The following is a 13,992-nucleotide window of genomic DNA, read 5'->3' on the forward strand; positions in this document are numbered from 1 at the left end:
CTGAATCTCACTAAACTGGACGTATCCCACCCAACCCGTGGAACCGGGAGACGCGATGAAATTCGTACAGATAATCGACTGCAAGACCGAGCGGTTCGACGAGATGGACCGGCTCATGGACAAGTGGGTCGAACAGACCAAGGGCAAGCGGACCGCGACGCACAACCTCATCGGCAAGGACCGCACCGATGGCTCCCACCTCGTCGAGATCGTCGAATTTCCTTCGTACGAAGAGGCAATGGCGAACTCCAAGCTTCCGGAGACCGACCGGATCTTCCAGGAGATGGTGGCGCTCTGCGACGGCATGCCCACCTTCACGGACCTCGATGTGGTCCGCGACGAGCAGTTGAACCAGGCAACTTCCCGCCGGTTCTTCCACGAGGTAGCCGTCGGCGGCAACCTCGACGCCATCGACGAACTGTTCGCGGCCGACTACGCCGACCACGACGTCGCCAAGGAAGAGGAAACCGTGGTCGGGTCCGACGGAATCCGCCGCGATGTCAGCCAGTGGCGGGCCGCCTTCGACTTCACCTTCGATCTCGACCGGCAGATCTGCGAGGGCGACGACGTGGTGACCCTGTGGACCTGGACCGGCACCCACAAGGGCGAATTCATGGGGATCGCGCCCACGGGCAGGCAGTGCACGATGACCGGCACCACGATCTTCCGGTTCAAGAACGACAAGATCCAGGAAGGCTGGTGGCACGAGGACCTCATGGGCCTGATGCGCCAGCTCGGCGCCATCGGCTGAGGCGGTACACGCTCGGCCGGACACCGGTACGACGCAGACCGGAACGGGGAAGGCCCCGGTTCCCGCCAGTGGCGGGAACCGGGGCCTTCACACCTCGTACGACGTCACACGTCAGTGGCTGTGGCCGTGGCCGTGCCCGTGACCTGCGTCGGACTCCTCCTCGGCCGGCTTCTCGACGACCAGGGTCTCGGTCGTGAGCAGCAGCGAGGCGATGGACGCGGCGTTCTCCAGAGCGGAGCGCGTGACCTTGACCGGGTCGATGACGCCGGCCTTCACCAGGTCGCCGTACTCGCCGGTCGCGGCGTTGAAGCCCTGGCCGGCCTCCAGCTCCGCCACCTTGGCGGTGATGACGTAGCCCTCGAGACCGGCGTTCTCGGCGATCCAGCGCAGCGGCTCGACGACGGCGCGGCGGACGACCGCGACACCGGTGGCCTCGTCGCCCTCCTTGCCCAGGCCGCCCTCGAGCACCTTGGCGGCGTGGACGAGCGCGGAGCCACCACCGGAGACGATGCCCTCCTCGACCGCGGCGCGGGTCGCGGAGATAGCGTCCTCCAGACGGTGCTTCTTCTCCTTCAGCTCCACCTCGGTGGCGGCGCCGACCTTGATCACGCACACGCCGCCGGCCAGCTTCGCGAGGCGCTCCTGGAGCTTCTCGCGGTCCCAGTCGGAGTCCGTGGACTCGATCTCGGCCTTGATCTGGTTGATGCGGCCGACGACGTCCTCGTGGTTGCCGCCACCGTCGACGATGGTGGTGTCGTCCTTGGAGATCGTCACGCGGCGGGCGCTGCCCAGCACGTCCAGACCGGCCTGGTCGAGCTTGAGGCCGACCTCCTCGGCGATGACGGTGGCACCGGTGAGGGTGGCCATGTCCTGCAGCATCGCCTTGCGGCGGTCACCGAAGCCGGGAGCCTTGACGGCCACGGCGTTGAAGGTGCCACGGATCTTGTTCACGACCAGGGTCGACAGGGCCTCGCCCTCGACGTCCTCGGCGATGATCAGGAGCGGCTTGGAGCCACCGGCCTGGATGACCTTCTCGAGGAGGGGCAGCAGGTCCTGGATGGAGGAGATCTTGCCCTGGTTGATCAGGATGTACGGGTCGTCGAGGACGGCCTCCATACGCTCCTGGTCGGTCACCATGTACGGGGACAGGTAACCCTTGTCGAAGGCCATGCCCTCGGTGAAGTCGAGCTCCAGACCGAAGGTGTTGGACTCCTCGACGGTGATGACACCGTCCTTGCCGACCTTGTCCATGGCCTCGGCGATGAGCTCGCCGACCTGCTGGTCCTGCGCCGAGAGCGCGGCGACAGCGGCGATGTCGGCCTTGTCCTCGATCGGGCGGGCGGTCGCGAGCAGCTCGTCGCAGACGGCCTTGACCGCGGCGTCGATGCCCTTCTTCAGGGCGGCCGGGGAGGCGCCGGCGGCGACATTGCGCAGGCCCTCGCGGACCAGCGCCTGGGCCAGCACGGTGGCGGTGGTGGTGCCGTCACCCGCGATGTCGTTGGTCTTGGTCGCCACCTCCTTCACCAGCTGGGCACCGAGGTTCTCGTACGGGTCCTCGATCTCGACCTCGCGGGCGATCGTGACACCGTCGTTGGTGATGGTGGGGGCGCCGAACTTCTTGTCGATGACGACGTTGCGGCCACGGGGGCCGATCGTCACCTTGACCGTGTCGGCAAGCTTGTTGACGCCGCGCTCGAGGGCGCGACGGGCGTCCTCGTCGAACTTCAGGATCTTCGCCATGGGAGCTTCTCTGTCCTCTCAAACGAACTGCGCCCCTGGGCACCCGGCTACATCAGTGCGGGAACCAGGGGCGCAGATCAAAAACGTGGGTGAATTACTTCTCGACGATCGCGAGCACGTCGCGAGCCGAGAGGACGAGGTACTCCTCGCCGTTGTACTTCACCTCGGTGCCGCCGTACTTGCTGTACAGCACGACGTCGCCGGTCTTGACGTCGAGCGGAAGACGCTCGCCGTTCTCGAAGCGGCCCGGGCCCACGGCAAGGACGACGCCCTCCTGGGGCTTCTCCTTCGCGGTGTCCGGGATGACCAGGCCAGAGGCCGTGGTCTGCTCGGCGTCGAGCGGCTGGACCACAATGCGGTCCTCGAGCGGCTTGATGGCAACCTTGGAGCTGGCGGTCGTCACGATCCGACCTCCCCCTTCGGAGATCTCACGGGGTTAACTGTCTGGGTGGCGACCAGGTGGATCCGTCGTCGCGGGTGCCGGACCTGCCCGTCGCTGCGTTGGCACTCTCCAGTGGGGAGTGCCAGACCCGAGACTATGACTGCGATTAGCACTCGGTCAAGCGGAGTGCCAATTCACCGGTGCGCCGCGGTTCGCTCCCGGTACGGACAACGCCGCCGCCGATGCCAGGGTTCCGCCGCCCGGGCGCCGCCCGGTCAGACGTAGTCCTCCAGGCGCCCCACCGCGTATCCCTGTTCCTGGATACGGCGCAGCAGCGCCGCCGTCCTGCTCGCATCCGCCCGGACGATGTCGCCGGGCCGCAGGCGTTCGCCCAGCGCGTACTCACCGAACTCCCGGCCCAGCACCACCGCACGGACCCCGCAGTCGGCCGCAGCCCGCAGCGTGTCCGCGTTGTACGCGCCTTGGGGCGGATGGAACAGGCGGCTGCCGTGCTGCCCGCAGATCTCGGCGCGCTGTCCCTCGTACGAGAGCGTGGGCAGGTCGGGCCGCCCCTCGGCGCGGAACAGGCTGACCGGCAGCTTCAGTTCGCCCGCCATCCGCACAAACCGCGGATCGCGCGCCGCACCCGCGTCGACAGCGAGAAAGACAACCTTGTCGTGGGTCGGCACATGGTCCACGACATACGCCGCCGAGAACCTGCGTGCGGGCGGCTCCGGCGCGCGGGCGAGCGGTCCGGCCAGCCCCCACCGCCTGTGCGCCGCGGACCGTGGCGCACCCGTGCCCGGAGTGACCTGCTGCGCCGCCTTGCGTCCGAGGCGTTCGATCGGGTCGACCGACTGGGCGCACCCCGCGGTGAGGAGCGCACCGGCCGCCAGCAGTCCGGCCAGCAGCCGGTGCGACTGCCTCATACGTAGTCCTCCAGCTTGGCCACGGCGTAGCCCTTGTCGGTGACCGTCTTCATCACCCGCCGGATCATGTCCGGCATGCTGCCCTTCCATTCTTTGCGGCCACGGAAGTGGGTGAGGATGATGTCGCCGGGGTGCAGGTCCCGGTCCCGCTCGCGCCACTCCATGCGATCGGGGAACGCCTCGGCCGCCCACAGGGGGATGGCTTTGATTCCGCACGACCGGGCGATGCGCAGCGTGTCCTGGTCGTAGCTGCCGTACGGCGGGCGGAAGAGCGGGGGCCTGATTCCGTACCGCTTCTCGAGCTTGGTCTGCTGGTCGCAGATCTCATGCTTCTGCTCGGCGTACGAAAGGCCGCGCAGATAGCGGTGGTTGAGGGTGTGGTTGTGCAGCGAGACGCCTCGGTCCTGCATCTGCTTGAAGTAGCCGTAGTTGTTGCTGATCAGGTAGTCGCTGAGGAAGGCGCTGTACGGGATCTGAAGATCGCTCATCATCCGGAGAAGGGCGGGGTCCTTCTCCGCACCGTCGTCGATCGTCAGGAAGACAATCTTCTCCTTCACCGGCACGGTCGTGAAGACCGGTGGCAAGGACTCGCCGCCGTCGACCTCGAAGCCCGTGCGGGTGGTGATCTTGTGCTTGACGGCGGGCGGCGGGGGCGCGGCAAGAGGCGTCTTGGCCAGGCCCCATTTCTTGGCGGCGACGGCCCGTACGGCCTGGGCGCGCTTCACCTTCTCCACGTACGCGGAGAGCGCGCCCGCCGGTCCAGCCTGCCGACCGGGGGCGGCGGGCGAGCCGTCCCACGACTCGGCGGCACATCCGGAGCCGATCGCGGCGACCATGAGCACGGCCAGGACCATTCGGCCCCACTTTCCATGCTTATTTTCCTTTTGTCGTACTAGTTGCATGGCGCTGGATCCTGTCAGCACGAATCCGTACGGCCCGGCCGACACCGCCACCGCGGGCGCACCATCCCCCGCCTGGCCCACAATGGGCCGGGTGAACGACCTCGATCCCCTCGCCTCCTTCGCCGCACTGCTCACCGAGGAGGGACGGGCGCTGCTCGACTCCCTGGCCGACTACGACCCGGCGAAGGAGCTGGCCACGGCCACCCGACTGCGCCGCGAGCACCCGGCGGAACTGGTCTCGGCGGCCCTCGGACAGGCGCGCCTGCGGCAGCGCGCGGTCGCGAAGTTCGGGCCCGAGGACGCACGGCGGATGTTCTTCACGCCGAACGGCGTCGAGCAGGCGACCCGCCGCTCCGTCGGCTCGTACCGCGCCGGGCGCTTCGCCTCCCTCGGCGTGCGCAGCGTGGCGGACCTGTGCAGCGGAATCGGCGGCGACGCCATTGCGCTCGCCCGCCGGGGCATCTCCGTACTTGCGGTGGACCGGGACCCGCTGACGGCGCAGGTCGCACGGGCGAACGCACAGGCGCTGGGGCTGGCCGAGCTGATCGAGGTCCGGTGCGCCGATGTCACGGAGACCGACACGGCGCCGTACGACGCGGTGTTCGTGGACCCGGCGCGGCGGGGCGGCAGGGGCAGGATCTTCAACCCCGAGGCCTACTCCCCGCCCCTGTCCTGGGCGATCGCCGCGGCCCGCGCCCGCCCGCACGCGGCCCTCAAGATCGCCCCCGGCATCCCGCACGAGGCGATCCCCGAGGACGCCGAGGCGGAGTGGATCTCGGACGGCGGCGACGTGAAGGAGGCGGTGCTCTGGTTCGGCACCCGCCCCTCCACCCTCGGCGCGACCCTGCTTCCGGGCCCGCACTCCCTCACCGGCCGCGGCCTGCCCGACCCCGGCGTAAGGAAGGTGGGCCGCTATCTGTACGAGCCGGACGGCGCCGTCATCCGTGCGCATCTGGTCGCCGAGGCGGCCGAGCAGCTGGACGGCGGACTGATCGACGAGACGATCGCGTACATCACGGCGGACGAGCTGCGCCCGACGCCGTACGCGACCGCGTACGAGATCACCGATGAACTCCACTTCAATCTGAAGAAGTTGAAGGCACTGCTGCGGGACCGCGGCGTCGGCGTACTCACCGTGAAGAAGCGCGGCTCGGCGGTGGAACCGGAGGAGCTGCGCCGCAAGGTGAAGCCGCACGGACCGAACGCGGCGACGGTGTTCCTGACGCGGGTGGCGGGGGCGCCGACGATGCTGATCGGGCGGCCTGCGTAGTCCCGGGCACAGTGGGCCCGCGGTGTGTAACCGCCGTGCTGTCAGCCTGCGTTGTTAGGCTTCTTTCCGACCGCACGGAGGGGGAGCCATGGTGGATCACGCCGATCTCGACGTCTCGGACGACGACCTGACCCGGCTCGCGCTGCACGGAGGAGCGGCTGAAGACGCCGTACGGATACGGGAGCCCGGCGGCCGGCTCACCGGACTCGCCGGACGGCTTCGCTGACCATGCCGCTGCACCCCGAAGGCATACTCACCACCGGCCCCCTCTTCCAGCTGGTCAGCGAGGCGGCGTCGGGCCGGATCCCGTGGAGTGGCAGGTCCTGCGCCTCAAGCGGGTCCTGAGGACCGAGTACTGGGACGCCCCCTGGCGCCAACCGATGCAGCCGCTCGCCTCCCAACTCGACTACATGGCAGCCACCTTCACGAGCGATTTCTTCGCGTCCTGCCCCACGAAGGCACAGGAAACCTGGATCGCCGCCGCCGAGAAGAAGTCCGTCCCCGAGTTCATGACGGAGCTCGCCATGCTGCTGCGCGTCGCGGACCGGCAGTACGAGCCGGACTACGACGAGGTACCACTGGCCCGATGGGAAACGTGGGCGCGCTTCCCACTCCTGATCGGCATCGATCGCTGGGCCTACGACGACGAGTACGACTCGTTCGAGGCGAGCGTCCAGGGGCGCATCGACACGGAACACCCGTTGTGCGAATTGGAAATCGTGCCCGCCATCGCGCAGGCGCTGGAGGCCCTGGCACTCTGCGCCGAGTCGAGCAGCTTCGCCGCCGCCCTGCTCTTGCACGCGTCCGGCGCGACACAGGACTCTCTGGCCGTCTATGCCGACCTGGGTCAGGCCCACATGCGGACCCACCACCGCCCCTGAGCGCAGGTCACCGGTGCGCGCCGCGGCTGTCGGGGCTCCCTTGGGCAGCCGCAGCATCAGTGATCGCCCAGGTCAGCAGCCCGGTCAGCCGGATTCCCGGGCCCGCTTCAGCAGGAGTTCCCGCTCCCGTGCGTTGCGGGTCAAGGACGCCGCCCGCTCGAACTCCGCCCGTGCCTCCTCCCTGCGCCCCACTCGCTCCAGCAGGTCGCCTCGTACGGTCGGCAGCAAGTGGTAGTCCTTCAGCGCCGGTTCGTCGGCAAGGGCGTCGACCAGCTCCAGGCCGGCCTCGGGACCATCGGCCATGGAGACGGCCACCGCCCGGTTCAGTTCCACGACCGGCGAGGGCATCAGCGCCACCAACTGCCCGTACAGCGTCGCGATCGTCACCCAGTCGGTGTCCTCGTACGCCATGGCCTGCGTGTGGCACGCGGCGATCGCGGCCTGGAGGGCGTACGGTCCACGGCCCGCACGGTGCAGTGCCTCGACACCGCGGCGGATCAGCAGGCGGTTCCACCGGGAGCGGTTCTGGTCGGCGAGCAGGACCGGCTCGCCGTCGGGCCCCGTCCGGGTCGCGATGCGCGAGGCCTGGAACTCCAACAGCGCGGCCAGGCCGTGCACTTCGGGCTCCTTCGGCATCAGCCCCTGCAGCACGCGGGCCAGCCGCAGCGCGTCCTCGCAGAGCGCCGGTCGTACGAGGTCGTCGCCTGCCGTGGCCGAGTACCCCTCGTTGAAGACCAGGTAGATGACCTCGAGCACCGAGCCGAGGCGCTCGGCGCGGTCGGAGCCGTACGGGACCTCGAAGGGGACGCCCGCCTTGGCCAGGGAACGCTTCGCGCGGACGATGCGCTGGGCGACCGCGGGCTCGGTGGCCAGGAACGCGCGAGCGATCTCCTCGGTGGTCAGGCCGCCGAGGAGCTTGAGCGTGAGTGCGATCCGGGCGTCCGTCGACAGCACCGGGTGGCATGCGGTGAAGATCAGCCGCAACAGGTCGTCGTCGATGTCGTCGGGACCCGACGGCTCGGGCGGCGGCGCTGCGTCCTCCAGGTCCCGCCCGACCTCGGCGAGCTTGCGGGCGTACGTCTCCTTGCGGCGTACGAGATCGATCGCACGGTGTTTGGCGGTGGCCATGAGCCAGGCGCCCGGCTTGTCAGGGACACCCGACTCCGGCCACTGCTCCAGCGCGGCGACCAGAGCGTCCTGCGCGAGCTCCTCGGCGATGCCCACGTCCCGCACGATGCGGGTGACACCGGCGATGATCCGCGCCGACTCGATCCTGAATACCGCTTCGACCGTTTCGGTCGCGCTTGCTGCCGTCACGGCCATCCATCAGAGCAGCCGCACCGGGGCGGGGCAAGCGCGGCCCGATCAGCCCTCGGCGATCTGGCGGACCTCGCAGGTCACCGACCACTGCTTCGGGTGGATCTCCAGGAAGCGCTTGGCCCATTCGAGGGCCTCCGCCTTGTCCTTGCACTGCATGATGGCGTAGCCGCCGATCACTTCCTTGCTCTCGGTGAAGGGCCCGTCGGTGTACGACAGCTTGCCATCGGTCCAGGTCACGCGGGTGCCGTCGGAGGTCGGGGCGAGGCCGGCCGTGTCCAGCATGACTCCGGCCTTGGTGATCTCCTCCAGCAGCTTGCCCATGCGCTCGTTGAAGTCCTCGGGGAAGTCCTCTCCGGCGAGCTCGTTCTCGTTGACACGGACCATCGACAGGAAGCGCGGCATGGTGACTCCTTGGTTCGGGAGAGCGGGGCCGTTCCCCGCCTCTCACCCATGCGTCGAACAGGAGACGGCCGGATCGACAGCCTCCCCGGAATTCTTCCGGGATTTTTCCCGGCGGGCACCGGCACGGCCACCGGTGCGGCCGCCGGCACGGTCCGATCCGGGCCTGGCTACGGCTGCGTCTCCACCGACTCGAAGCGCCAGCGGTGGACCGGCCGCGTGATCAACTGAGCCTCGGGCTCCGGGAGTTCGGGCAGTTCGGCGCCCACGTCCTCCGCGTCCCACCAGGTGATGACCAGGACCCGGTCCTGCGGGGCGCGGAAGGTCTCCCGGCGCAGCGGCTCGCGCGCCAGCTCCTGGGCCCGCGCCCACTCCAGCAGCTCGGCGCCCCGCCCCTGGACCGCCCGGGCCTCCCACATCAGCGTGACGGTCACTTGTACAAGTTCCCCTTGCTGACCTCGTGCACATGGTCGTGGCCCCGACCTGGAACGTGGGGATCGGTCACCGGAAGCGACGAGTCCGCCGACAGCTCCAGGTCGGACACCGGCCTGCCCCGCGCCACCATCTCCGCACCGAGAGCCGCCACCATTGCGCCGTTGTCCGTGCACAGCTTCGGCCGCGGCACCCGAAGCCGGATCCCGGCCCGCTCGCAGCGCTCCGCGGCCAGCGCCCGCAGCCGCGAGTTGGCGGCCACTCCCCCGCCGATCATCAGGTGGTCCACGCCCTCGTCCTGACAGGCGCGTACGGCCTTGCGGGTCAGCACGTCGACGACCGCCTCCTGGAAGGACGCCGCCACATCCCTTACGGGCACCTCCTCGCCCGCGGCCCGCTTGGCCTCGATCCAACGGGCCACCGAGGTCTTGAGCCCCGAGAAGGAGAAGTCGTACGCCGCGTCGCGCGAGCCGGTCAGTCCGCGCGGGAAGGCGATCGCGGCCGGATCTCCCTCCTTCGCGAGACGGTCGATCACCGGACCGCCGGGGAAGCCGAGGTCGAGCACCCGGGCGATCTTGTCGAAGGCCTCGCCCGCCGCGTCGTCGATCGTCGCGCCGAGCGGCCGTACGTCCGAGGTGATGTCGGGCGCGAGCAGCAGGGACGAGTGGCCGCCGCTGACCAGCAGCGCCATCGTCGGCTCGGGCAGCGGCCCGTGCTCCAGCTGGTCGACGCAGATGTGCGAGGCCAGGTGGTTCACGCCGTACAGCGGCTTGTTCAGCGCGTAGGCGTACGCCTTCGCCGCCGAGACGCCGACCAGCAGCGCGCCCGCGAGCCCCGGCCCTGCCGTCACCGCGATGCCGTCGAGGTCGCGCGCCGAGACGCCCGCCTCCTTCAGGGCGCGCTCGATGGTCGGCACCATCGCCTCCAGATGCGCGCGCGAGGCGATCTCGGGCACCACGCCGCCGAAGCGGGCGTGCGTGTCCACGCTGGAGGCGACGGCGTCCGCGAGCAGGGTCGTGCCGCGGACGATGCCGACGCCGGTCTCGTCGCAGGAGGTCTCGATGCCCAGTACGAGCGGTTCGTCAGCCATCTGTTAAGTCTCTGTTCCTTGTACGTGGAGCCGCATGACGAGGGCGTCGACATTGCCCGGCTGGTAGTAGCCGCGGCGGAATCCGATGGGCTCGAAGCCGAAGCGTTCGTACAGCTTCTGGGCCCTGGTGTTGTCCACGCGCACTTCGAGGAGCACCTCGTCGCACTCGAAGGCGGTGGCGTGCTGCAGCAGCTCGGTCAGGAGCCGGGACCCGAGTCCGGTGCCCCACTGCTCCCGGGCGACAGCGATGGTCTGTACGTCACCGAGGCCGCCGGCCGCCGCGAGGCCCGCGTATCCGACGATCTTCCCGTCGGCCTCGGCCACCACATAGTGGCGGGTGGCCTGCGGCCCGCGCGCATGGGCGAGTTCGGACCAGAACATCCCGGCCGACCAGGCGTCCTCGGGGAAGAGCGCGTGCTCGAGCGCGAGCACGGGCTCCAGGTCCCACCAGCGCATCTCGCGCAGCACGGCGGTGGCGACGTCGGTCACTTGGGGGTGACCACCTTGTAGTTCTTCGGCACCTGGGCGTCGGGCCTGCGCAGATACAGCGGCAGCGGCGGCAGGAAGGCCTCGCCCGCCGCCAGCTTCTCGGCCGCCAGCGAGGCGAGCGCCCCGGCCGAGACATGCTCGGGCCCACGGGCGTCCGGGAAGGCCTCGGGGTAGAGCAGCGCGCCGGCGCCGACGGCGGGCAGGCCCGCGAGCTGCTCGGCGATGTCGGCGGGCCGGTCGACGGACGGCTCGCCCACCCGGGCGCGCGCGAACTCGTACCGCGCCCAGTACACCTCTTTGCGGCGCGCGTCCGTCGCCACCACGAACGGCTCCTGCAGACCGGAGGCGTACGCGAGGCCGTCCAGCGTGCACAGCCCGTACACCGGCACCCCCAGCGCCGAACCGAAGGTCGCGGCCGTCACCAGGCCGACCCGCAGTCCGGTGTAGGGACCGGGTCCGACCCCGGCCACCACCGCGGTGACGGCGTCGAGTTTCACGCCGGCCTCGGCAAGGACGCGGTCGACGGCGGGCAACAGCAGTTCCCCATGGCGGCGCGCGTCGACGGACGAGGACTCGGCGACGACGGAGCTGCCGTCGTGGAGAGCGGCGGTGACGGCGGGCGTGGCGGTATCAACGGCGAGCAGGAGCACGCAAACAGCCTACGGCTCCGGCGGACTGGCCACGGTGCCCCGTCCGCGCGTGCGGCTGCTGCTAACGTCGCAGGCGGATACGTACATCAGAAAGGTGGGCACGGTGGCACGGAGCAGCTCGGGTCTCGTGGCCGGGCTCACGGCGGCAGCGCTGGCCGTCGTCGGATTCCTCGCCTACCAGGCGTCGGCGAGCGCCCCCGACCAGTTCGGCAGTCCCGCGACACCCAGTGCGGTCCCCTCGGGGCAGGCCTCCGGCGGCACCGGACAGAAGCCCAAGAACCCGCTGGCGCTGCCCGCGAAGTCGGGCAAGGGCGTGCGCGTGGTGTACGCGCTCGGCCAGCGGCGCGTGTGGCTGGTGGCCCGCAATGGCAAGGTGGAGCGGACCTTCGGGGTCATGCCGTCGACGGTCAGCCCGGTGCCCGGCGTGTACACCGTCACCTCGCGCTCCGGGAGCGTGCCCGGCTCGGACGGGGTGCGCATCGAGCATGTGGTGCGCTTCGCGAGCGTCGACAGCGTGGCGATCGGCTTCAGCGCCGCGGTGAACGGGTCGATGGAGAGCCCCGACCCGGACAAAAAGACCGGCGGCGTACGGATGAAGCGGGCGGACGGCGACGCGATGTGGACGTTCGCCGCGATCGGCTCGAAGGTCGTCGTCGTCCCTTAGGGGGATGCACCCGAACGGACTAGGCCGCGTCGCGGCGCCGTTCACGCTCCCCGGCGAGCCGCTCGTCGCGGGGCGGGGTGGAGACCGCGCTGGCCGCCGCACACGACGCCAGCAGATCACGCATCGACAGTGCCGACGGTGACATCGGCACCGGCGGCGCCGGCTGCTGCTGCCGCGGCTCTGATTCGCGCTCGGATGCCGACATGGACGCCTCCTGGGCTCCGGGGGCAGGCGTGGTTAGGTAGACCTAACCAGGTCTCAGTACCATGTGACCACGCCCGGTGCGGCCCGCGCAACTTTTTGCCGACGTCTTGTCGGAACGACCAACGCTTTCTGCACACGTCGCGCGCTTGGACCGCCCAGGCCGCGGCTCAGACCCCCAGGGCCGCCAGATCCACCTGCGCCCAGCGGGCGCCGAAGGCCGTCAAAGTGACCTCGCGGTGGTCGTCCACCGTGTCCCCGACCATCCGGTGGATCAGCACATGCAGCCGGTCCTCCGACAGGTCCTCGACCTTGCCGACCCCCCACTCCACGACCACCACCGACTCGGGCAGCGAGACATCGAGATCGAGGTCCTCCATCTCGTCCAGCCCGCCGCCCAGGCGGTACGCGTCCACATGGACCAGGGCGGGCCCCCCGGTCAGCGAGGGGTGGACGCGCGCGATGACAAAGGTCGGGGAAGTGACGGCGCCGCGGACCCCGAGGCCCTCGCCCAGGCCCCGGGTCAGCGTCGTCTTGCCCGCGCCGAGCTCGCCGGTGAGCATCACCAGATCGCCGGGGCGCAGCAGCTTCGCGAGGCTGCGCCCCAGCTCCTGCATCTGCTCGGGGGACTCGACAGAGAGACGGGCGGCGGCAGACTCAGCCGCCGGGCTGTGCGGTGCTTCCATACGGGCCAACGTTAGCCGGTGCCGGGACCGCGCCGACCCGGGCCAGCAGGTCCGCCAGCCGGTCGGTGACGACCTCCGGGTGCTCCAGCATCACCAGATGCCCGGCGTCCGGCACGATCACCAGCTCCGAGTCCGGCAGCAGGTCCGCGATCGCCTCGCTGTGCGAGCTCGGCGTCACCAGATCCTGGTCACCGGCCAGGACGAGCACCGGGACCTCCAGGAAGATCTCCAGCGCCCCGGCCTTGTCGTGCTCGACGAAGGCCGGATAGAACTCCGCGACGACATCGATCGGGGTCGACTCGATGAGCCGCTCCGCGAACCGCGCGACCGCCGGGTCCACGTCCTTGGACGAGAACGAATACCGCTTGATCAGGCCCGCGAACAGATCCGCGGTGGCCCGGCGGCCCCGTTCGACCAGTTCGGCCTGGGAGCCGAGCGCCTTGAGGACGCCGGGCAGCACGCGCCGTACGGCATTCACTCCCGCGACCGGCAGCCCGTAGTTGACCTCGCCGAGCTGCCCGGACGAGGTGCCGACGAAGGCGACCCCGACGACCCGTTCCCGTACGAGCTCGGGGAACTGGTCGGCGAGCGCCATCACCGTCATCCCGCCCATGGAGTGCCCGACCAGCACCAGCGGGCCCTCGGGCGCGGCCGAGTCGATGACCGCCTTGAGGTCGCGGCCCAGCTGGTCGATGGTGACCGGAACGCTGTCGGGTCCCGACTGGGACGCGCCCCGGTCGGAGCGGCCGTGGCTGCGCTGGTCCCAGTACACCGTGCGCACGAGGCCGCGCAGGGCGGCGCGCTGGAAGTGCCAGGAGTCCTGGCTCAGGCAGTAGCCGTGGCTGAAGACGACGGTGACCGGTGCGGGCATCTTGCGGCCGAAGAGCCGGCGGCGGCGCGGGGCGCCCGCCTCCGGGTCCACCTCGTCCGCCTCGTAGTAGAGCTGATTGCCGTCGTCGGCGGTCGCCGTGCCCGGTACGCCGCGCAGGGAGCCGTACGGCCCCGAGGCGTCCAGCGCGAGCCGGGCCTTCTTGCGCATGCCGCGGCCGACCGTAAGGCGCTCGAGTGCGACGCCCGCGGCCGCTCCCGCGGCGATCACACCTATCGCGGCGCCGGCGATGCCCGCCTTGCGCCAGTTGCCCGTCGTGGCGGCCGTCGCCGCGGCCGCCACGACGTCCCCCGTGCTGGTCTCGCTCACCGTGCCGC

Annotated in this window: 18 protein-coding genes; 5 read left to right on the forward strand and 13 right to left on the reverse strand. The window is 70.2% G+C overall.

What is annotated here, in order from left to right; translation table 11 throughout:
* The first annotated feature begins 55 nt into the window (after window positions 1–55).
* A complete protein-coding gene (locus OHA61_RS14650; protein WP_406303421.1) occupies window positions 56–751 on the forward strand; it encodes an ester cyclase in 696 nt (231 codons plus the stop codon).
* A gap of 111 nt (window positions 752–862) precedes the next feature.
* Here the strand turns inward: OHA61_RS14650 and groL are convergent, their stop codons facing one another.
* The 4 genes from groL to OHA61_RS14670 form a co-directional block, all read right to left on the reverse strand.
* Window positions 863–2,491, reverse strand: coding sequence for a chaperonin GroEL (groL, locus tag OHA61_RS14655; protein ID WP_361906844.1), 1,629 nt, complete (start codon window positions 2,489–2,491; stop codon window positions 863–865).
* Window positions 2,492–2,585: 94 nt separating this feature from the next.
* Window positions 2,586–2,894: a co-chaperone GroES gene (gene groES / locus OHA61_RS14660; RefSeq protein ID WP_266486653.1), complete on the reverse strand. Its 309-nt coding sequence runs from the start codon at window positions 2,892–2,894 to the stop codon at window positions 2,586–2,588.
* A gap of 254 nt (window positions 2,895–3,148) precedes the next feature.
* On the reverse strand, window positions 3,149–3,802 hold the full coding sequence (locus OHA61_RS14665; RefSeq protein WP_406303422.1) for a hypothetical protein: 654 nt from the start codon (window positions 3,800–3,802) through the stop codon (window positions 3,149–3,151).
* Window positions 3,799–4,656, reverse strand: a complete 858-nt coding sequence (locus OHA61_RS14670; protein WP_406303423.1) for a polysaccharide deacetylase family protein — start codon at window positions 4,654–4,656, stop codon at window positions 3,799–3,801. Before OHA61_RS14670 ends, OHA61_RS14665 begins: the two co-directional genes overlap by 4 nt.
* Before the next feature lie 130 nt (window positions 4,657–4,786).
* On the opposite strand from OHA61_RS14670, the gene OHA61_RS14675 reads away from it, so the two are divergent.
* The 3 genes from OHA61_RS14675 (at window position 4,787) to OHA61_RS14685 (ending at window position 6,855) form a co-directional block, all read left to right on the forward strand.
* Window positions 4,787–5,974 (forward strand): THUMP-like domain-containing protein, encoded by a 1,188-nt coding sequence (locus tag OHA61_RS14675; protein WP_406307365.1) that lies wholly within the window; start codon window positions 4,787–4,789, stop codon window positions 5,972–5,974.
* An 88-nt stretch (window positions 5,975–6,062) separates the two neighbouring features.
* Window positions 6,063–6,200 carry a hypothetical protein gene (locus tag OHA61_RS14680; protein WP_406303424.1) on the forward strand — a complete coding sequence of 46 codons (138 nt, stop codon included), beginning with the start codon at window positions 6,063–6,065 and terminating at the stop codon, window positions 6,198–6,200.
* A gap of 82 nt (window positions 6,201–6,282) precedes the next feature.
* Complete coding sequence (locus OHA61_RS14685) at window positions 6,283–6,855, forward strand: hypothetical protein (RefSeq protein ID WP_406303425.1); 573 nt, start codon at window positions 6,283–6,285, stop codon at window positions 6,853–6,855.
* Between the two features lie 84 nt (window positions 6,856–6,939).
* On the opposite strand, the gene OHA61_RS14690 is transcribed toward OHA61_RS14685, so the two are convergent.
* The 6 genes from OHA61_RS14690 to tsaB all read right to left on the reverse strand — a co-directional run bounded on the left by OHA61_RS14690 (window position 6,940) and on the right by tsaB (window position 11,235).
* On the reverse strand, window positions 6,940–8,178 hold the full coding sequence (locus OHA61_RS14690; RefSeq protein ID WP_406303426.1) for an RNA polymerase sigma factor: 1,239 nt from the start codon (window positions 8,176–8,178) through the stop codon (window positions 6,940–6,942).
* A gap of 42 nt (window positions 8,179–8,220) precedes the next feature.
* Window positions 8,221–8,577, reverse strand: a complete 357-nt coding sequence (locus OHA61_RS14695; protein WP_361906855.1) for a YciI family protein — start codon at window positions 8,575–8,577, stop codon at window positions 8,221–8,223.
* Window positions 8,578–8,744: 167 nt separating this feature from the next.
* The gene (locus OHA61_RS14700; RefSeq protein WP_406303427.1) at window positions 8,745–9,008 is read right to left on the reverse strand and encodes a hypothetical protein; all 264 of its coding nucleotides are present in this window, start codon (window positions 9,006–9,008) and stop codon (window positions 8,745–8,747) included.
* A complete protein-coding gene (tsaD, locus tag OHA61_RS14705) occupies window positions 9,005–10,096 on the reverse strand; it encodes a tRNA (adenosine(37)-N6)-threonylcarbamoyltransferase complex transferase subunit TsaD (protein ID WP_361906859.1) in 1,092 nt (363 codons plus the stop codon). The genes OHA61_RS14700 and tsaD overlap by 4 nt, the downstream gene beginning before the upstream one ends.
* A 3-nt stretch (window positions 10,097–10,099) precedes the next feature.
* Complete coding sequence (gene rimI, locus OHA61_RS14710; RefSeq protein ID WP_406307366.1) at window positions 10,100–10,552, reverse strand: ribosomal protein S18-alanine N-acetyltransferase; 453 nt, start codon at window positions 10,550–10,552, stop codon at window positions 10,100–10,102.
* A 29-nt stretch (window positions 10,553–10,581) separates the two neighbouring features.
* Window positions 10,582–11,235: a tRNA (adenosine(37)-N6)-threonylcarbamoyltransferase complex dimerization subunit type 1 TsaB gene (gene tsaB, locus OHA61_RS14715; RefSeq protein ID WP_406303428.1), complete on the reverse strand. Its 654-nt coding sequence runs from the start codon at window positions 11,233–11,235 to the stop codon at window positions 10,582–10,584.
* Between the two features lie 103 nt (window positions 11,236–11,338).
* Here tsaB and OHA61_RS14720 point away from each other — a divergent pair, with 103 nt between their 5' ends.
* Window positions 11,339–11,899, forward strand: a complete 561-nt coding sequence (locus OHA61_RS14720) for a L,D-transpeptidase (protein WP_324990494.1) — start codon at window positions 11,339–11,341, stop codon at window positions 11,897–11,899.
* Window positions 11,900–11,918: 19 nt separating this feature from the next.
* Here the strand turns inward: OHA61_RS14720 and OHA61_RS14725 are convergent, their stop codons facing one another.
* The 3 genes from OHA61_RS14725 to OHA61_RS14735 form a co-directional block, all read right to left on the reverse strand.
* Entirely contained in the window at window positions 11,919–12,104 is a 186-nt protein-coding gene (locus OHA61_RS14725) for a hypothetical protein (protein ID WP_324990496.1), read from the reverse strand.
* A gap of 166 nt (window positions 12,105–12,270) precedes the next feature.
* On the reverse strand, window positions 12,271–12,786 hold the full coding sequence (tsaE, locus tag OHA61_RS14730) for a tRNA (adenosine(37)-N6)-threonylcarbamoyltransferase complex ATPase subunit type 1 TsaE (RefSeq protein WP_324990499.1): 516 nt from the start codon (window positions 12,784–12,786) through the stop codon (window positions 12,271–12,273).
* Window positions 12,758–13,984, reverse strand: a complete 1,227-nt coding sequence (locus OHA61_RS14735) for an alpha/beta fold hydrolase (protein ID WP_406303429.1) — start codon at window positions 13,982–13,984, stop codon at window positions 12,758–12,760. Before OHA61_RS14735 ends, tsaE begins: the two co-directional genes overlap by 29 nt.
* Between the last annotated feature and the right edge of the window lie 8 nt (window positions 13,985–13,992).

Source organism: Streptomyces sp. NBC_00885 (genome assembly GCF_045207475.1).
Classification (GTDB): Bacteria; Actinomycetota; Actinomycetes; order Streptomycetales; family Streptomycetaceae; genus Streptomyces.